Raw genomic sequence first — 17,782 nt, forward strand, 5'->3', positions numbered from 1 at the left:
TCGGCATCGACGAGATGCTCGACGATGACGAGCGCGACATCCAGACGACCGTGCGCGAGTTCGCTCGCGAACACCTCCGGCCGACAATCGCCCACAGCTTCGAATCGGCCACTCTGCCCCGCGAGATCGCCCGTGAATTCGGCAGATTGGGTCTGCTCGGCATGCACCTCGACGGTTACGGGTGTGCGGGAACCAATGCGGTGAGCTACGGTCTCGCCTGCCTCGAACTCGAAGCGGCCGACAGTGGATTCCGCAGCTTTGTCTCCGTACAGGGCTCACTGTCGATGTTCTCGATCCATCGCTACGGCTCCGAAGAACAGAAGAACGAATGGTTGCCCCGCTTGGCCGCCGGCGAGGCGATCGGTTGCTTCGGGCTCACCGAACCCGATTTCGGCTCCAACCCGGCGGGCATGCGGACCCGGGCGCGGCGCGACGGCACGGATTGGATTCTCACCGGAACCAAGATGTGGATCACCAATGGCGGCTCGGCCGATATCGCCACGGTGTGGGCGCAGACCGACGACGGCGTGCGCGGCTTCCTCGTACCCCGCGGCACACCCGGTTTCGAGACCCGCGACATCGCGAACAAGCTCTCCTTGCGTGCTTCGATCACCTCGGAACTGATCCTCGACGAGGTCCGCCTGCCCGCGTCGGCCCAGCTGCCGCAAGCGAATTCGCTGGGCGCACCGTTGTCGTGCCTGAACGAAGCCCGTTTCGGCATCGTGTTCGGTGCGCTCGGCGCCGCCCGCGACAGCCTGGAGACCGCCCTCGAATACGCGCGAACACGTGAGGTGTTCGATCGCTCGCTGGCGAGCTTCCAGCTGACTCAGGCAAAGCTGGCCGACATGACACTCGAACTCGGCAAGGGAATGCTGCTCGCCCTGCGCCTGGGCAGGCTCAAGGACGCCGGGCAGTTGCGGCCCGAACAGATCAGCCTCGGCAAACTCAACAATGTCCGCGAGGCCATCGGGATAGCCAGGGAATGCCGGACGATCCTCGGGGCCAGCGGAATAACCCTCGAGTACTCGCCCCTTCGGCACGCGAACAATCTGGAATCGGTGTTGACCTACGAGGGCACAAGCGAGATGCACCAGCTTTCCATCGGCAAGGCGCTCACCGGTATCGATGCCTTCCGCTGAACGTTTCTCCCGCAAGAAATCTGGAGGTAAATCATGACGCAGTTCACGATCGCTTCGCCGGGTGCCGGCGAGGGAAGCCGGTGCGCGCGATGAAATTGGCTTTGACCGCCGACGAGACCGCCTTTCGCGACAAACTGCGGGAATTCTTCCGGACGGAGATTCCCGCGGAGGTTCGCGAGAAGGTGCGGCAGGGGGAGGAGCTGACCAAAGCGGAGGTCGTGGCCTGCCAGCAGACGCTCAACGCGCACGGGCTGGCGGTGCCGAACTGGCCGGTGGAGTGGGGTGGTCAGCAGTGGTCGGCGACGCAACGCCACATCTGGCACGACGAGATGCAGCTGGCCTCGGTTCCCGAACCGCTGACCTTCAACGTGAACATGGTCGGTCCGGTGATCGCCACCTTCGGTTCCCAGGAACTCAAGCAGCGCTTCCTGCCGTCGACGGCGAATCTCGACATCTGGTGGTGCCAGGGCTTTTCCGAGCCCGAGGCCGGGTCCGACCTCGCCTCGCTGCGCACCACCGCGGTGCGTGACGGTGACAGCTATGTCGTCAACGGCCAGAAGACCTGGACGACGATGGGCCAGTGGGCGGACTGGATCTTCTGCCTGGTCCGCACCGACCCGAACGCGAAGAAGCAGGCGGGCATCTCGTTCCTGCTCATCGAGTTGACCTCGCCCGGCATCACGGTCCGGCCGATCGAGTTGATCGACGGCGGCTTCGAGGTCAACGAGGTGTTCTTCGACAATGTGCGGGTGCCCGCCGACCAGCTCGTCGGCGAGGAGAACCAGGGCTGGACCTACGCCAAGTTCCTGCTCGGCAACGAGCGCACCGGCATCACCGCGGTGGGGCGGACGAAGGTGGCCCTCGCGCTGGCCAAGGAACGTGCCGCGCAGACGAAGACGGCGGGCGGCACGCTGCTGGCGGATCCGTTGTTCGCCGCACGGCTGGCGGAGCTCGAAAACCAGCTGCTGGCATTGGAATTGACGCTCCTGCGGGTGGTGTCGGGTTCGGCCGACGGTAAGCCGAACCCGGCGTCGTCGGTGTTGAAGCTGCGCGGCACCGAGTTGCAGCAGGCGGCGACGGAGCTGCTGGTGGATATCGCCGGGCCGGACTCGCTCCCGTTCGACGCGGGCGCGCAGATCGCGAGTCCGCAATGGGCGCAGCGCAGCACCGCCACCTACCTCAACTACCGCAAGACGTCCATCTACGGAGGGTCCAACGAGGTGCAGCGCAGCATCATCGCCTCGACCATCCTTGGTCTCTGAACACAGATTGTGAGTCGATCCCATGGATTTCGCTCTCGACGACGAGCAGCAACTGCTGCGTGACACCACCCGCGAACTGCTCGCTCGCAGCTACGACCCGGAGAAGCGGGCCGAGGTGATCGGCTCCGAACTCGGCTGGAGCCGGGACGTGTGGGCCAAGCTGGCCGAGATCGGCCTGCTCGGGCTCGCTTTCGCCGAAGACGACGGCGGTATGGGCGCGGGCCCGGTCGAAACCATGGCCGTCATGGTCGAACTCGGCCGCAGGCTCGCCCCGGAACCGATCCTCGACAGCGTGCTGGTGCCGGGCGGCCTGATCGCCGAAGTGGGCACCGCCGTGCAGCGCAAACAGGTGCTGACCCAGGTCGCTGACGGTGCCCTGCTGCTGGCCTTCGCGCACACCGAACCCGGTATCCGGTGGCCGTCGACCGAGGTCACCACGACCGCCGCCGAACACGCCGGTGGATGGACGATCGACGGGCGCAAGAACCCGGTGCTTCGCGGCGACTGTGCCGACAAGCTCGTGGTGAGCGCGGCCCTGCCCGACGGGGGCACCGGCCTGTTCCTCGTGGACGCCGAGGCTACGGGGGTGGCGAGGCGGTCGTATCGGACACATGACGGTGGTCGCGCCGCCGACATCGAATTCATCGGTGCCCCAGCCGAACTGCTCGGCGACACCACCGACGCGACCCAGGCTGTCGAACGGGGCATCGTTCGGGCGCAGGCCGCGTTGTGTGCGGAGGCGCTCGGTGCGATGGAGGAGTCGCTGCGGCTCACCACCGAATACCTGAAGACGCGCAAGCAGTTCGGGGTGACATTGTCGAAGTTCCAGACGCTCACCCAGCGTGCCGCCGACATGTACGTCTCGCTCGAGGAAGCGCGCAGCATGGTGCTGTACGCGACGGCCTGTCTGGCCGAAGGGCGTATCGACCCGATCGTGGCCTCCCGCGCCAAATTGCAGATCGGCCGCTCCGCCAAGCACATCGGGCAGGAGTCCATCCAGATGCACGGTGGTATCGGCATGACAGCCGAATACCCCGTCGGTCACTATTTCGCCAGGCTCACCGTGATCGACCAGATCTTCGGTGCCGCCGATGACCATCTGCGGCTGCTCAGCGGCCAGGTCGCCGACTACACCCTGGTCGAGCTCTAGACGTAGTGCCTGTGCGACGCCGGCGGGCCGTAGGTTCGGCTCGCCGGCGCGGGGCAGGGACGAGGTCGGTCCGACGGCTCAGCGTCGGGGGGAGTCGTCGGTCACCAGGCGGTAGACGACGTAGCAGGCGAACCAGATGATCGCGATGGTGCAGGTGATGAGGAGGACTTCGACCGCTGCGACCATTTCACCGGTTCCTTCGTGAGGTTTGATAGAACTCGAATCTAGTTCGAGTATGCGGCGGTGCATCGGGGCTGTCAAACGCGCGCACCGACGCGGCACACCTTTACCTGACGGTCGTTATGTGAAATGCCTGTGCGAAACTGTTGGCGTGGCGCAGAAACAGAAGCAGGGCGTGGGGGAGCCGGGCGAAGTCGGCGGGGCGGTCGCGACCGCGCAACGCGGCAGGCCGGCGGGCGATCACGCGGCCAAGCGCGCGGAGCTGCTCGACGCGGCGGCCGCCGTGATCGCGGCCGAAGGCTATGTCAAGGCGTCGATGCGACGCGTCGCCGAGCACGCCGGGTACACCACCGGTGCGGTCACCTACTACTTCGCCAACAAAGAGGACATGGTTCTCGCGCTGGTGCTGAGCCGATTCGATCGCTACGACGCGATGGTCGAGGCGATCCGCGACACGACCGACGTCCGCGAGCTGCTGGCGCAATGGTTCCAGCTGGGTAAGGACGTCAAGTTCTGGCCGTTGATGCCGGAGCTGCTCACCTCGGTGCGGTCGGAACCGCGCATCGCCGAGGTCATCGTCACGCGCTACGCGAAGTTCCGCGCCGACTACGCCGCGGTGCTGGCCGCCGCGCAGGAGCGCGGCGCGATCCGTGACGACATTCCGGCGGACATCCTGTCCGACCAGCTCAGTGCCATGGGCGACGGTTGGGCATTGATGTATCCGGTGGAGCCGCAGCGTTTCACCCCCGCTCATGCGAAGGATCTGATCGACGCCACCCTGACCCTCATCGCACCGCGATAGAACCCGCCTTCCACACCGGCCGTTCGGCTACCTCGGCGGCCGGTCGGTGATCCGGTCCAGTCGACGGGTCGGGGCTTCGGCTTCGATCTCGGCGACGGTGCGGGGGCGACGGGGTGTGCGTGCCAACTTGCTGTCGGGCACCGCGGCCATCCGCATGGTCGGCGGGTCGGTGACGGGTGTCGTCCGCACCAGGTCGACCATCGCGTCCCGGTCGGGTCGTTCGTCGGCGAGGATCGGTTCGGACAGCCCGACCTTTTCCTGAATTCGCTTGGCCCACTTGGGCGCCCACCAGCAGTCGTCGCCGAGCAGTTTCATGATGGCGGGGACGAGCAGCATGCGAAGGATGGTCGCGTCGATGAACAGCGCCGCGATCATGCCGTAGGCGATGTACTGCATCATCACCAGATCGGAGAACGCGAACGCGCCCGTGACGACGAGCAGGATGAGCGCGGCCGCGGTGATGATGCGGCCCGTCTGCGCGGTGCCGGTGCGGATCGCTTCGGTGGTGGACGCGCCATGGGCGCGTGCCTCGACCATGCGCGAGATCAGGAAGACCTCGTAATCGGTCGACAGGCCGTAGATCACCGCGATGATCAGCATGAGCACCGGTGCGCTGATCGGTTGTGGCGTGAAGTTCAGTACCCCGGCGCCGTGACCGTCGATGAAGATCCAGGTCAGGATGCCGAGTGTGGAACCGAGCCCGAGGGCGTTCATCAGCGCCGCCTTGATCGGCAGCACCAGTGAACCGAAGGTGAGGAACATCAGCAGCGTGGTGACGAGCAGGACCAGCCCGATCATCAGCGGCATCCGGTCGAGCAGGCTGTCGATGCTGTCGGCCATGATCGCGGGCTGCCCCGCGACGTACATGTCCACTCCGTCCGGTACGTCGATGGCGCGCAGGTAGTCGATCGTCGGCTCGGCGTTGCCGGTCGGGTCGACCAGGGTGGCCGAGGTGCGGTATACCGCCGGATCGTTGGAGCCGGTGTTGCTCGGCACGCCGAACTGGCCGACGAGCCCGGGCGCCTGGTTCGCCTGCTTCCATACCGCGCCGATGGCGTTGGTGTCCTCGCCGACGAAGACCAGCTGGATCGGGTCGGTCTTCTTCAGCGGGAACACCTCGTAGAAGTGTTCGAGGGCGAGCCGGGTGCTGTTGTCGGGCGGGAGGTATTTCTCGTTGATGCCGCCGAAGGCGAGGTTCTTGATCGGGATGATCAGCAACAGCAGCCCGACGACGACCGCCACCGCCACCTTCAAGGGGTGTCGCATCACCCAGCGGGGGAGCCTGCCCCAGAAGCCGTTCTCGATCTCCTCGGCGGACTTGGTCTTGCGGAAGCGTTTGATGCCGAGCATATCCACCCGTGGCCCGAGCACGGCCAGCATCGCGGGCAGGATCGTCACCGCGGTCAGGGCGGCGAGCGACACCGTCGCGATGGTGCCGTAGGCGACCGAGCGGAGAAAGCCCTGGGGGAACAGCAGGATGCCGCCGAGGCTGGCGACGATCATGGTCGCCGAGGAGACGACGGTGCGTCCGGCCGTCATCACCGTGCGCCGGACTGCCGCGCGCGTGTCGTAACCGGCGGCGAGCTCCTCCCGGAACCGGCTGACGATGAACAAGGCGAAGTCGATGGCCAGGCCGAGGCCGATCATCGACACCACGGCGGAGACGAACGAGTTGACGTCGGTGAAGTTCGTGATCGCCATGACGATGCCGTTGGCGCCGAAGATGGTGAGCCCACCGATGATCAGCGGCAGCGCGGCGGCGACGACGCCACCGAAGATGAAGAACAGGAGCACCGCCACAGCGGGAATAGCCAGCAGTTCCATCCGGTGGACATCGGTGGCGATGGTGTCGTTGAGGGTGCCGCCGATGGCCTGCAGCCCCGAGACCTCCACGTCCACACCGTCGATGTGGAAGGCGTCGCTCACCGCCCGGTAGCTCCGCAGCAGATCGGTGTCGTTGTCGCCGACGAGCGCGACCGAGGCGAACGCGTGCCGCTTGTCGGCCGACCCGAACACCGACGGCACCGCGGGCGCGTCGCCCACCCGCCAGTAGGCGCCGTTGATCTTGTCGATCTCGTCGGGGTGCTCGGCCAGTGCCTTGTTCAGACCCGCGACGATCGTGCCGCTGAACTCCGGATCGTCGATCGTCCTACCGTCGGGAGCGTTGTAGAGCACGATGACATCGGCGGTATGGTCGCGCCCGAATGCCTGGTCGGCGATCCGCGAGCCCTGCGAGGATTCCGAACCCGGGTCGTCCCACCCGCTCGAGGTGAGGTGGTCGGACAATCCGAGCCCGTACCCACCGAGCCCGAGCAGCGCGGCACCGACGATCGCGATGACGGCGAAGCGAAATCGATGGACGAGGTCGCCCCAACGGTTGAACACAAACGACTCCTTTGTCTGCTGCGTCACCGACCTTCCCAGGCAAACCTGAGGATCGGCTGACAGGCGCGGGTGTAGCCGCTATCCGGCAGTGTGAGTCCCGGCACGGCACCGGCCGGATTATTTACACAACGAGCGTTGTGAAAAAGGGTGGATCTCGATAGGTTGCTTGTATCTGCTGTCCTTCGCAAAGGAGATGCTCGTGACCTCTACCTACGATGTCGCGGTGATCGGTGCGGGCTTTGCCGGCGTCACCGCGGCCCGTGATCTCACCCTCGCCGGCCATTCGGTGGTCCACCTCGAAGCTCGCGACCGGATCGGTGGCCGGACGTTCGTGGGGGAGGCTTTCGGGCGGCAGGTGGAATTCGGCGGCACCTACGCGCACTGGTCCCAGGCGCACGTCTGGCACGAACTGAAGCGCTACGACATCGGCTTGGTCAGACGGCTGACGATCGAACAGTGCAACTGGCTGGCCGACGGAACGGTGCACACCGGTACGCCCGCCGAATACCACGCGGTGAGCAAGTCGCTGGCCACCCGCTGTCTGGCCGACGCGCGTGAATGGTTTCCGATGCCCGGTGACATCCACGCTGCCGACACCACCGTGATCGAGAAGGAAACCCTCGCCGACCGGCTCGACGCCATGGACCTGTCCCCGGCCGAGCGTGACGTGCTCTGCGATGTCATGGGCTCGCTGGTTGCCGCCCCGGCGGAGCAGGGCATGGCCCAGTTCCTGTTCTGGACCTCTCTCAACGGTGGCAGCTGGGAAACCTTCATGGAGTGCGCGGGCGGATTCCCGATCGACGGCGGCACCAAACGCCTACTCGATGCGATCAACGGCGAATCCACCGCCGAGCTGCGCCTGTCCACGCCGGTCACCGCGGTCGACGACGACGGGTCCGCCGTCACCGTGACCACCGCGGACGGCCAACGGGTCCGGGCCCGCCAGGTGGTGCTCGCGGTTCCGCTCAACACCCTCGCCGACGTGGCTGTCACTCCGCCGCCGCCTGCCGCGGACATGATCGAGCAGAAGCATCCGATGCGGACGATGAAGATCTGGGCGCGGGTGAAGGGTGAGGTCACGCCCTTCTCGGCCAACGCGCCCGTCGGCAAGCATCCGCTCAATTCGGCGCGCACCGAATACCGCTACGAGGGCGACACTCTGGTCGTCTGCTTCTGTGGTGACGCCACCGCGATCGACCCCACCGACCGCGGCGCCGTGGAGCGGGCGCTGCGGTTCTTCGTTCCCGATCTCGAGGTGCTCGATGTCGCCTGCCACGACTGGGTGAGCGACCCCTACTCGCAGGGGACCTGGGTGCATCACCGGCCGGGGTACCTGACGCAGGCCGCGCCACTGCTGCGCCGACCGCACAACCGGATCCATTTCGCCGGTGGCGATCTCGCGGCGCTGGGGGTCGGTGGGATCGACGGTGCGATCGAGACCGGTGCGCGCGCGGCGCGCGATGTGGTCCAGGCGTTGCGGATGGATGCCTAGCGAGGACGGGCGCCGAGACCGCGAATCCCCGGGAGGTTCCCGGGGGTTCGCGGCCGAGGGAGTGGGTCAGACGGTGCGCGCGAACGTGCCTTCGGGTGAGGCGGCGACATCACCGGCTTCGACGAGCCGCTCCAGATGCTGTTCGGCCACCCGCTGTTCGATGGGCTCGACATACGGTGCCGACACGTGCGGCCGGTACACGAGCCGGTGGGCGACGATCTCTGCGAGCGTTCGCGGTTCGTCGAGAAATTCCAGCAGCCGGCGTTCGCGCTCGAACAGTTTCGCGCGGTATTCGCCGAGGCGCTCGCGAAACTCGTCGGCGCCGGAGATCACGCCCTTCTGGTGGAAGGTGCCGTACCAGCGGGCCTCGGTGGCGGCGGCCCGGTCGATGGAGGTGAGGAAGTCGTCGGCACTGCTGTGCACGTCGCCGTACATCGGGCCGAACGAGGTCAGGTCGATATCGCCGACGTAGAAGAAGCCGTCGGGCTCGACGAGGACGCCGCAGTGGCCCGGGGTGTGACCGGGAAGGTGCACGACGGTGGCGGTGACATCGCCCAGTTCGAACACATGGCCGTCGGCGACGCCGATCACGCCGTCGCGCCGCCGGGGAATGCCGTACTCCTCGTGCAGGTTCCGCACGGCCTCGTCGCGCACGTGGGGAGGTAGCCCGAACTGCGCGACCATCGCGTCGAGTGAGGACACCGCCGCCACGTCGAGGTGATGGGCGTAGGTCGGAGCGTCGAAATGCCGCAGCCCGGCGATGTGGTCCTCGTGGCCGTGGCTGAGGAAGACCAGGTCGGCCGCGACGGTGTCGGGGCCGAGGGCCAGTGAGGGGTCGATGACCAGAGTCCGTTCACTGCCTCGCACCACTACGGAATTGCCGTAGGGCAGCACCCCGCCGTTGTCGGCGACCAGCACGGTGACGCGACCGAAGGTAGTGGGCGTGACGGATGGCGTCCTGGTCGTTTCGACCATCGTTGCTCCTTCGCGTAGGGCCTGATCGGTCCAGGTTATCGGCGGGCCATTATTTACACAACGAGCGTTGTGTAAATAATGGTCGATGGCTACTGTCGGACCGATGATGCGCAGGTTCGGTGACTTTCAGAACGAAATCTACGGGGACGGGCTGCGGGGCAGGCTACCGCGTTATCCGGTGGACATCGCGTCCCTCGAACGCAAGGCGTCCGAGGCCCTGCCGGGCTGGATCTGGTCCTATGTGGCCGGCGGCTGCGGCGACGAACATACTCAACGGGCGAACGTGGCCGCCTTCCAGAAGTGGGGCATCGTTCCACGGATGGGTAACGGCGCCGAAGTGCGCGACATGTCCGTCGAATTGTTCGGGATGACCCTGCCCAGCCCGGTCTTCCTGGCGCCGGTCGGCGTGATCGGCATCTGCACCCCCGACTTCCACGGCGACCTGGCGGTGGCGCGGGCATCCGAGCGGACGGGTGTCCCGGCGATCCAATCGACGCTGGCCATGGACCCGGTCGAAGTCACCGGCGCCGTCCACCAGCAGACGCCCGGGCTGTTCCAGCTCTACACCCCGACCGACCGCGACCTCGCGATCAGCTTCATGCAGCGGGCCGAACGGGCCGGCTACCGGGCCATCGTCGTCACTCTCGACACGTGGGTGACGGGTTGGCGGCCACGGGATCTGAACACCGCCAACTTCCCGCAACTGCGTGGCTTGTGTCTGTCCAACTACTTCACCGACGAACGGTTCCGCACCCTGCTCGGCCGCGACCCGGAGGACGATCCCGACGGCGCCGTCCAGCTCTGGACGCGGGTCTTCGGGAAATCGGTTCGCTGGGACGACCTCGCCTGGATGCGGGAAGCCACCACGCTGCCGATCGTCGTCAAAGGCGTGTGCCACGGCGACGACGTGCGGCGGGCGATCGACGCTGGCGCCGACGGCATCTACTGCTCCAATCACGGTGGGCGCCAAGCCAATGGCGGCCTGCCCGCCCTCGACATGCTGCCGGAGGTGGTCGCCGCGGCCCAGGGCCTGCCGGTCCTGTTCGACTCCGGTGTGCGCAGCGGAACCGACGTGGTCAAAGCGCTCGCGCTCGGTGCCACCGCGGTGGGACTGGGGCGCTCGTATGTCTTCGCCACCGCCGCCGGTGGCGAGGACGGGCTCGTCCATCACCTGCGCTCGGTGCTGGCCGAGGCCGATCTGCTGATGGCGGTCGACGGCTATCCGGCGCTGCCCGATCTGACGCCGGAATCGATGCGCCGCGTCTTGTGAGCCCGTCAGCGTGGCAGCGGCGCGGCATGCGTGCCACGCCGCACCAGCCGCACCTCGTGCACCGTTCGTTCGGGTTCGATCTGCGGATCCTCGACGCGGTCGAGCAGGTGCGCCGTCGCCTGGCGCGCCAGCGCGGTGAGGTCGACCGCCACGGTGGTGAGGTCGAAGGCGCGCAACACGGCCAACGGAATGTCGTCGAAGCCGACGATGGTGAGCTGTTCGGGTACCGGCCGCGCGGCCCGCGCCGCCGCCTCGAGCGCACCGATGGCCAGGACATCGTTGGCGCAGAACACCGCGGTGACGCCGGGCCGGGCGGCGAGGATGTCGTGGAGTGCCGCGCGGCCGTCGTCGATGCCGAAGGGCACCTCGCGCACCGCGTCCGGGTGGATCGCGATGCCGCGGCGAGCCAGCGCATCCCGGAAACCGCGGAGCCGTTCGCTGCCGGTGCTCGTGGTCGCGGGCCCGGTGATGATCCCGATGTCGGTGTGACCCAGCTCGACGAACAGGTCGGCGACGAGTCGTGCGCCGCGGATGTTGTCGGGAACGGCGGCCGATGCTGTTGTGCGACCGGAGATTTCGCGGTTGATGAGGCAATAGGGGACACCGCGGCGCTCGATCTCGTCGGCCAGCCGCGAATCGGAGGTGGTGGTGAGCAGGACACCGTCGAAGGACCCGTCGAAGATGGGAGCGCTGCCGGGTTCGCGGATGTCGGCGTCGTGCAGGAGCACACCGAGATAGCCGCGCACGTCGAGTTCGCGCACGATCGGCGCCACCAGCGCACCGTAGAACGGGTTGGTGAGTTCGCCGACCACGATGCCGATGCGCCGTGATCGGCTCGTGGACAAGGACCGCCCGGATTGCAAGGGGACGTAACCCAATTCGCGCGCGACCTCACGAACGAGCCGGCGGGTCGCTTCGGAGGTACCGCGCTGATCGCGCAGCGCCCGCGACACCGTCGCCTGGGAGACGCCCGCCCGCTTGGCGACGTCGATACTCGTCACTGCCATCCCTAGAGCATACGTATGCTGAGCTATTCATAGTGGTGGTCATGCTTCCTGCCCATTGACATGTATACGTATGCAATCCATGGTCGCCACCATGTCCCTACCTGTTCTCACCGAAACCACGGTCCTCAAGAAGGGCGCGACCGCAGTCGTCGCCCAGAATCGCGACGTCGCCGATATCGTGCGCGGTGTCATCGACGACATCCGCGCCGACGGCGACCTCGCCGTGCGCCACTACTCCGCGAAGTTCGACAACTGGTCCCCGGACAGCTTCGAACTCGCCCCCGACCGAATCCGGGCCGTCCTGGCGGGCGTGCCGTCGACGGTGCTCGACGACATCCGCACGGTGCAGGCGAATGTGCGCGATTTCGCCCAGCGGCAACGGGATTCGCTCCTCGACTTCGAAGCCGAGGTGCGGCCGGGGGTGTTCCTCGGTCAGCGCTCGCTGCCGGTCGACCGCGCGGGCGCCTATGTGCCCGGTGGCCGCTACCCGCTTGTCGCGTCCGCGCACATGACGGTGGTCACCGCGAAGGTCGCCGGCGTCGAGCACGTGACCGCGTGCACGCCGCCGCTCGAAGGTGGACTGCCCGCCGCCACCATCGCCGCCATGCACCTGGCCGGCGCAGATCAGATCAACGTGCTGGGTGGGGTGCAAGCCGTCGCCGCGATGGCCGTCGGCACCGAGTCGATCGCGAGGGTCGACATGCTGGCCGGCCCGGGCAACGCCTTCGTCGCCGAGGCCAAGCGGCAGTTGTTCGGTGAAGTCGGTATCGACCTGTTCGCCGGCCCGACCGAGATCCTCGTCGTCGCCGACGAATTCGCCGATCCGTTCGTCGTCGCGGTGGATCTGCTCAGCCAGGCCGAGCACGGTCCCGATTCGCCCGCCGTGCTGATCACCACCTCCACCGAACTCGCGACCGAGGTGATCCGCCTCGTCGAGGCCGTCTTGCCGACCATGCCCACCCGTGACTACGCCGAACCCGCTTGGCGTGACCACGGCGAGGTCGTGGTCGTGCACGGCAGCATCGAGGACGCCTACCGCGTCGCCGACACCTACGCCAGTGAGCATGTCCAGATCCTGACCCGGGAGCCGCGCGTCGCACTCGAGGTCATGCGCAACTACGGCGCGTTGTTTCTCGGCGAGGGGACCTGTGTTTCCTACGGCGACAAGGTGATCGGTACCAACCACACCCTGCCCACTCGTGGCGCCGCCCGCTACACGGGCGGACTCTGGGTGGGCAAGTACCTCAAGACGGTGACCTACCAAGAGGTGACCGACCCACGGGTGAGCGCCGAACTCGGCGAGCTGTGCGGGCGCGCGTCGCGGATCGAAACCTTCGAGGGGCATGCCCGCTCGGGGGACGTCCGCCTCGCGAAGGTCCGTGGCGAGCGGCTGGGATGGGATCCGCGATGAACCTCCCACAGCCCGATCCGGCCACCATTCACGCCTGGTACGACCTGCGGGTGCGCCTGGGCGACGAGGACCACTACGCGCATGTCAACAACGCCGTCTACTACGAGTACTTCGACTCGGCAGTCAACGGCTGGCTGGCGGAGAACCTTCCTGGAGTGCGTGGACTGCCCGCCCTGAGCCTGGTGGTCGCCAGTTCGTGCCGGTTCGTCCGGGAGGTGCGTTTCCCCGACCGCTTGCGGGTGGGCATCGCGGTGGAACGCCTCGGCCGCAGCAGTGTGACCTATCGACCCGCGATCTTTCTGCTCGGCGCGGGCGAAGAACTGACGTTGTGCGCGTACGGCGAGTTCGTACACGTCTACGTCGACCCGGAGACGCGCAGACCGGTTCCGATTCCGGCGGAAGTCCGCGCGGTGCTCGAGCCATCGGCCGCCGACGATGCGGAGGAGCTGATCGCAGCCGCCCGAAAAATATTTACATAACAAGTGTTGTGTAAACGGGGTGGCTCGGGCTACCGTGACGTGAGTCACCCCGTTTCGCAGGAAGGTCACACATGGACGAGTCAGTGAAGGAAGCGTTCCGCAAGGACGGTGCGGTCCTCATCAAGGATTGCCTCAGCGACTCCCAATTGGCGCAGTGCTACGACGCATTCAAGTGGGACGTCGAGAATCCGGGACCCTACGTCTTCCGTGCCCTGGACGGGACCGCGCTGCAGACCCACATCGACAATTCGAATCCGCTGGCCAAGCCCAGGCTGGACGAGATGGTGGCGAAGATGCCGTTCGGCGAGCTGTTCGCCGAACTGTGGGGATCGAAGCACGTCTGGTATTTCGCCGAGGAAGTGTTCGTCAAGGAAGGCGGCAAGAGCGGTCGCGGACCGTGGCATCAGGACACCTCGGTACTGCCGTGGGCGGGCAGGCACTGGGGCAACGCCTGGATCTCCTTCCAGAAGGTGCCCAAGAAGAACTCGCTCGAGATCGTGCGCGGCTCGCACCTCGGTATCCAGTACGACGGTGCCAGCTTCCGCAATCCCGACGATCCGACCGACCCGGTCTACGGCGACGGCACCTGGCCCCGGCTGCCTGCCATCGACAAGGAACTCGCGGCCGATCCCAACGCCTACGACGTGCTCTCGTGGGAGGTCGAACCAGGCGACATCGTCGCTCTGCATCCGCACTGCCTGCACGGCGGCGCTGCGGTGGACGAGGACTTCCCCGACCGTCACACCCTGGTGCTGCGGTTCTTCGGCGACGACGCGACGTTCCGGCCGCTGCCGGAATCCAACCCGCGCTACGCCCGCAACGGGCCGCTGTTCGCCGAGGAGATGGCCAAGCTCGACGCGGGCGACCCGTTCCGCTCCCCGGTCTTCCGTCAGCTCGTCTAGTCATTCCGAAGGAGAACCGATTATATGCAGCGACAATTGATCAACCCGCCCGGAACCGAGGCGACTTACGACAGGCTCCACTTCTCCCAGGCGGTCAGGGCGGGGAATCTGATCTGGGTCTCGGGCCAGGTCGGGATCGACAGGTCGACCGGAGCGCCGGCCGAGGGCATGGACGCCCAGGCCCGCATCGCCTTCGAAGGCGTACGCACCGTGCTCGAAGCGGCGGGAGCGAGCATGAGCGACATCGTCGAACTGATGACTTTCCACACCGATATGCGCACCGATATCGAGGAATTCGTCAAGGTGAAGGACGAGTATCTGCCCGCGGACTTCCCGGCCTGGACCGGGGTGGGCGTCTCCCAGCTGGCACGTGACGGCCTGCTGGTGGAAGTCCGGGTCGTCGCGGCCGTCAGCGACTGACGCGAGGCGGGCCCGGCGTGCCGCACACGCCGGGATCGCACCTGAACGCGGCACGGGCAACACACCCGAAAGCTGCACTCTCACTTGATTTCTTAGCTCAGCGGTCGTTGCCGACAGCCGGCGTGTAGACGTCCCCACGCTACCCGTCCGAGTGTAACCGGTCCCGCCGCGGGATGGAAAACCATGACACCCTTGGACACCATGGATACGGCTGCCTCCGTTTCCGGTGCGCGGCTGGCCGCCAGACTCGACCGGCTGCCGGTGATCTCGCCGCATATCGCCTGGATTTCGGTCCTGGCGATCAATCTGGCGCTCGAGTACTACGACAACGCACTGTTCGCCTACGTCCTACCCTCCATCGCGGAGAGCACCGGCCTGAGCCTGCCGCAGCTCGGTACGGTCGGTAGCGCGTTCTTCGTCGGCATGGTCGTCGGCGCGCTGGCGGGCGGCAGACTGTCGGACCGGTTCGGCAGACGGCAGGTCCTGATCTGGGCCACCGTCGTCTACTCGGCCGGTGCGCTGGCCACCGCGTTCGCCACCAGCTTCGAGGCGATGTTGTTGGCGCGCTTCGTCACCGGGCTCGGGGTACAGGCGGCGACCTCGGTGCTGCTGGTCTATGTCGCCGAGATGTTTCCCAGCAAGACCCGTGGGCGGTTCGCCTCGGTGCTCACCACGGGCTTCGTGGTCGTCGCGCCGCTGGTTGCCTTCCTTGCGCTGGTCGCGATCCCCAATGGTGGTCCCGACACCTGGCGCCATTTGTTCATCATCGGCAGCGCCGGCCTCGTGATCGCGCCCATTGCGCGTTTCATCCTGCCGGAATCGGTGCGCTGGCAGATCTCGCGTGGCCGCTACGACGAGGCCGAGCGCTTGGTGGTCGAGCTCGAGACGATCGCGCTGCGGCGTGGCCCGCTGCCAGAGCCTGCCGTTGTCCCCGACGCGCCGCTGGAGAAGAAGTCGCTGCGTGAGGTGCTCGCGAATCCGAAGGTGATCCGCGTGCTGGCCGTCGTCGGCATCGGCTACTTCGGCTCGACGCTCGGCTATTACCTGTTCGGGAACTGGGCGCTGTACTCGCTGATCGAAGGGCTGAAGTACGACGAAGGCAAGGCCTACCAGATCCAGCTCGTCTGGAACGTGGTCTATTGCGTCACCCCGCTCGTCGCGCTGGTGCTGATGGACCGGGTCGAGCGCAAGACGCTGATCTTCGGCGGGGCGATCGTCAGTGCGATTCCGCTGGTGCTGCTCGGCGTCTCCACCCAGAGCTGGGTGGTCACCGCCGCCGGTGGCGCCGCGGCCATCACGACCGGGCTGGTGGTCAACGTCTATTACGCCTACATCCCCGAAGCGATGCCCCCGCAGGGCCGTGGCATCGGCACCGGCATCGTCATCGGGATCGGCCGCGCGGGCGGCGCGGTGTCCGGTGTGCTCGGAGCCGCGCTGTTCGGTCGATGGGGCATCGACGGCGTGATGATCGCGGCCGCCATCTGCTACATCGTGTTCTCCGTCGTGGTCCTGCTGTTCGGGCCACGCACCACCCAGCGTTCGCTCGAGGGCGTCGCGGTAGAGGAAGTGAAGGGATGACCGCGACCACCTACACCACCTTCACCGGCTGGATCGATCGGCCGATCGACCTCGCCGCACCGCTCGACACCGATGTCACCTGCGATGTCGCCGTGGTCGGCGGCGGCCTGGGCGGTATGGCCATCGCGCTGCGGATGGCCGAGCGCGGCGCCGACGTCGTCCTCCTGGAATCGGACTTCTGCGGGTACGGAGCCAGTTCGCGCAACGCCGGTCAGCTGTCGGGCAAACCGACCGGTGATCCCGAGCTCCTGGCCAAGACGAACCCGCAGTTGCTGCGTGATCAGGTCCGCTTCGCCGAGGCCTCCGTCGGCTTCGTCGAGGACCTGATCAAACAACTCGGCATCGACTGCGACTACGAACCCGTCGGGAACGTGGGGGTGGCTGCCACCGCTGGGCAACTGCGCAAGGCCCGCAGGCAAGCGGCGGCGCTGATCGCGGCGGGCGCCGCCGACCGCTTCGGTGACCAGCGTGAACTCGGCATCCCCGACACCTTCCTCGGCGGTCTGCTCACGACCGTCGGCGGGACGATGAACCCCGGCCTGTTCACACTCGGTGTGCGCGCGGCGCTGCTGCGTTCGGGGGTGCGTGTCTTCGAGCAGTCTCCGGTGGAATCGGTGACCGAACTCGGTGCGGGCGCGCAGGTGAGCACGCCGCTGGGCCGGGTGCGTGCCGGGCGGGTGGTGCTCGCGAACAATGCCTACGCCCCCGAAATCGGAGCCACTCCAAGGCATCTGGCGAAACCGGTCTGGGTGAGCATGGTCGAGACGGCACCGGTGGAGGCCGAACGGCTGGTGGCGACCGGTTGGACGAGCCGCTCGGGCCTGGCGACTCGGCACAATGTGATGGAGAGCTATCACGTGACGCCGACCAACACGATCGCCGTCGGTGTCCGCCGGCTCGAGGTCGGCAAGAACCCGCTCACCGACCGCACCTCCGACCCGGCGGTCGTGGCCGACCTCACCGCCGCCTTCCACGCCCGCTTTCCGTCGCTGCGCGATGTGCCGGTCACCAAGACGTGGGGCGGCTGGATCGCCATGACGACCTCGCGGCTGCCCGCGGCCGGGCAGGCGTCGAAGAAGATCTACTACATCATCGGTTGCAACGGCCACGGTCTCGGGCAGGCGCCGTACCTGGGTACCCTGCTCGCCGACCAGCTCACCACCGACGAGATCCACCACGATCTGCTGCCGTACTGGCACACCGAACCCCGATTCTCCCGCTCGCTGTATCTGCACAACCCGGTGCTGCGGGCGGCCTGGCTCGCGGACCGGATCGGCGATCGTCGCGCAGCACGCTGAACAACTCGAGAAAACTGCCCTGCACCGAAACC

15 protein-coding genes are annotated in these 17,782 nt (G+C 66.9%); 12 read left to right on the forward strand and 3 right to left on the reverse strand.

Annotation, left to right across the window (positions count from 1 at the left end; translation table 11 throughout):
- Positions 1-14: 14 nt before the first annotated feature.
- From NI2_RS23320 to NI2_RS23335, 4 genes are all read left to right on the forward strand, one after another.
- The gene (locus NI2_RS23320; protein WP_067494457.1) at positions 15-1,139 is read left to right on the forward strand and encodes an acyl-CoA dehydrogenase family protein; all 1,125 of its coding nucleotides are present in this window, start codon (positions 15-17) and stop codon (positions 1,137-1,139) included.
- An 89-nt stretch (positions 1,140-1,228) separates the two neighbouring features.
- Positions 1,229-2,401 (forward strand): acyl-CoA dehydrogenase family protein, encoded by a 1,173-nt coding sequence (locus NI2_RS23325; RefSeq protein ID WP_067494460.1) that lies wholly within the window; start codon positions 1,229-1,231, stop codon positions 2,399-2,401.
- 22 nt (positions 2,402-2,423) lie between these two features.
- The gene (locus tag NI2_RS23330; protein WP_067494202.1) at positions 2,424-3,551 is read left to right on the forward strand and encodes an acyl-CoA dehydrogenase family protein; all 1,128 of its coding nucleotides are present in this window, start codon (positions 2,424-2,426) and stop codon (positions 3,549-3,551) included.
- A gap of 331 nt (positions 3,552-3,882) precedes the next feature.
- Positions 3,883-4,533, forward strand: a complete 651-nt coding sequence (locus tag NI2_RS23335) for a TetR/AcrR family transcriptional regulator (protein WP_243750098.1) — start codon at positions 3,883-3,885, stop codon at positions 4,531-4,533.
- Between the two features lie 27 nt (positions 4,534-4,560).
- Here NI2_RS23335 and NI2_RS23340 read toward each other — a convergent pair whose 3' ends face one another.
- A complete protein-coding gene (locus NI2_RS23340; RefSeq protein ID WP_084476668.1) occupies positions 4,561-6,918 on the reverse strand; it encodes an MMPL family transporter in 2,358 nt (785 codons plus the stop codon).
- Between the two features lie 199 nt (positions 6,919-7,117).
- Between NI2_RS23340 and NI2_RS23345 the strand changes: the two genes are divergently transcribed.
- Positions 7,118-8,410 (forward strand): flavin monoamine oxidase family protein, encoded by a 1,293-nt coding sequence (locus tag NI2_RS23345; protein WP_208115409.1) that lies wholly within the window; start codon positions 7,118-7,120, stop codon positions 8,408-8,410.
- 66 nt (positions 8,411-8,476) lie between these two features.
- Here NI2_RS23345 and NI2_RS23350 read toward each other — a convergent pair whose 3' ends face one another.
- Positions 8,477-9,385, reverse strand: a complete 909-nt coding sequence (locus NI2_RS23350; RefSeq protein ID WP_067494205.1) for an MBL fold metallo-hydrolase — start codon at positions 9,383-9,385, stop codon at positions 8,477-8,479.
- 85 nt (positions 9,386-9,470) lie between these two features.
- Between NI2_RS23350 and NI2_RS23355 the strand changes: the two genes are divergently transcribed.
- Entirely contained in the window at positions 9,471-10,655 is a 1,185-nt protein-coding gene (locus NI2_RS23355; protein WP_243750097.1) for an alpha-hydroxy-acid oxidizing protein, read from the forward strand.
- 5 nt (positions 10,656-10,660) lie between these two features.
- On the opposite strand, the gene NI2_RS23360 is transcribed toward NI2_RS23355, so the two are convergent.
- Positions 10,661-11,662 carry a LacI family DNA-binding transcriptional regulator gene (locus NI2_RS23360; protein WP_067494211.1) on the reverse strand — a complete coding sequence of 334 codons (1,002 nt, stop codon included), beginning with the start codon at positions 11,660-11,662 and terminating at the stop codon, positions 10,661-10,663.
- A gap of 91 nt (positions 11,663-11,753) precedes the next feature.
- Between NI2_RS23360 and hisD the strand changes: the two genes are divergently transcribed.
- The 6 genes from hisD (at position 11,754) to NI2_RS23390 (ending at position 17,750) form a co-directional block, all read left to right on the forward strand.
- On the forward strand, positions 11,754-13,073 hold the full coding sequence (hisD, locus tag NI2_RS23365) for a histidinol dehydrogenase (RefSeq protein ID WP_067494466.1): 1,320 nt from the start codon (positions 11,754-11,756) through the stop codon (positions 13,071-13,073).
- Complete coding sequence (locus NI2_RS23370) at positions 13,070-13,552, forward strand: acyl-CoA thioesterase (RefSeq protein WP_243750096.1); 483 nt, start codon at positions 13,070-13,072, stop codon at positions 13,550-13,552. Before hisD ends, NI2_RS23370 begins: the two co-directional genes overlap by 4 nt.
- Before the next feature lie 71 nt (positions 13,553-13,623).
- Positions 13,624-14,454 carry a phytanoyl-CoA dioxygenase family protein gene (locus NI2_RS23375; RefSeq protein WP_067494214.1) on the forward strand — a complete coding sequence of 277 codons (831 nt, stop codon included), beginning with the start codon at positions 13,624-13,626 and terminating at the stop codon, positions 14,452-14,454.
- A 24-nt stretch (positions 14,455-14,478) separates the two neighbouring features.
- Positions 14,479-14,874 carry a RidA family protein gene (locus NI2_RS23380; protein WP_067494217.1) on the forward strand — a complete coding sequence of 132 codons (396 nt, stop codon included), beginning with the start codon at positions 14,479-14,481 and terminating at the stop codon, positions 14,872-14,874.
- A 183-nt stretch (positions 14,875-15,057) separates the two neighbouring features.
- Positions 15,058-16,452, forward strand: coding sequence for an MFS transporter (locus NI2_RS23385; RefSeq protein ID WP_133734221.1), 1,395 nt, complete (start codon positions 15,058-15,060; stop codon positions 16,450-16,452).
- Positions 16,449-17,750, forward strand: a complete 1,302-nt coding sequence (locus NI2_RS23390) for an NAD(P)/FAD-dependent oxidoreductase (protein ID WP_067494219.1) — start codon at positions 16,449-16,451, stop codon at positions 17,748-17,750. The genes NI2_RS23385 and NI2_RS23390 overlap by 4 nt, the downstream gene beginning before the upstream one ends.
- Positions 17,751-17,782: the final 32 nt, after the last annotated feature.

It is taken from the genome of Nocardia ignorata NBRC 108230, assembly GCF_001612905.1.
Classification (GTDB): domain Bacteria; phylum Actinomycetota; class Actinomycetes; order Mycobacteriales; family Mycobacteriaceae; genus Nocardia; species Nocardia ignorata.

Bases quoted from the DNA above. Each gene is read 5' to 3' on its own strand.
- NI2_RS23320 (WP_067494457.1), top strand. From the start codon at position 15: ATGCTCGACGATGACGAGCGCGACATCCAGACGACCGTGCGCGAGTTC.
- NI2_RS23325 (WP_067494460.1), top strand. From the start codon at position 1,229: ATGAAATTGGCTTTGACCGCCGACGAGACCGCCTTTCGCGACAAACTG.
- NI2_RS23330 (WP_067494202.1), top strand. From the start codon at position 2,424: ATGGATTTCGCTCTCGACGACGAGCAGCAACTGCTGCGTGACACCACC.
- NI2_RS23350 (WP_067494205.1), bottom strand. From the start codon at position 9,385: ATGGTCGAAACGACCAGGACGCCATCCGTCACGCCCACTACCTTCGGT.
- NI2_RS23355 (WP_243750097.1), top strand. From the start codon at position 9,471: ATGGCTACTGTCGGACCGATGATGCGCAGGTTCGGTGACTTTCAGAAC.
- NI2_RS23360 (WP_067494211.1), bottom strand. From the start codon at position 11,662: ATGGCAGTGACGAGTATCGACGTCGCCAAGCGGGCGGGCGTCTCCCAG.
- hisD (WP_067494466.1), top strand. From the start codon at position 11,754: ATGTCCCTACCTGTTCTCACCGAAACCACGGTCCTCAAGAAGGGCGCG.
- NI2_RS23370 (WP_243750096.1), top strand. From the start codon at position 13,070: ATGAACCTCCCACAGCCCGATCCGGCCACCATTCACGCCTGGTACGAC.
- NI2_RS23375 (WP_067494214.1), top strand. From the start codon at position 13,624: ATGGACGAGTCAGTGAAGGAAGCGTTCCGCAAGGACGGTGCGGTCCTC.
- NI2_RS23380 (WP_067494217.1), top strand. From the start codon at position 14,479: ATGCAGCGACAATTGATCAACCCGCCCGGAACCGAGGCGACTTACGAC.
- NI2_RS23385 (WP_133734221.1), top strand. From the start codon at position 15,058: ATGACACCCTTGGACACCATGGATACGGCTGCCTCCGTTTCCGGTGCG.
- NI2_RS23390 (WP_067494219.1), top strand. From the start codon at position 16,449: ATGACCGCGACCACCTACACCACCTTCACCGGCTGGATCGATCGGCCG.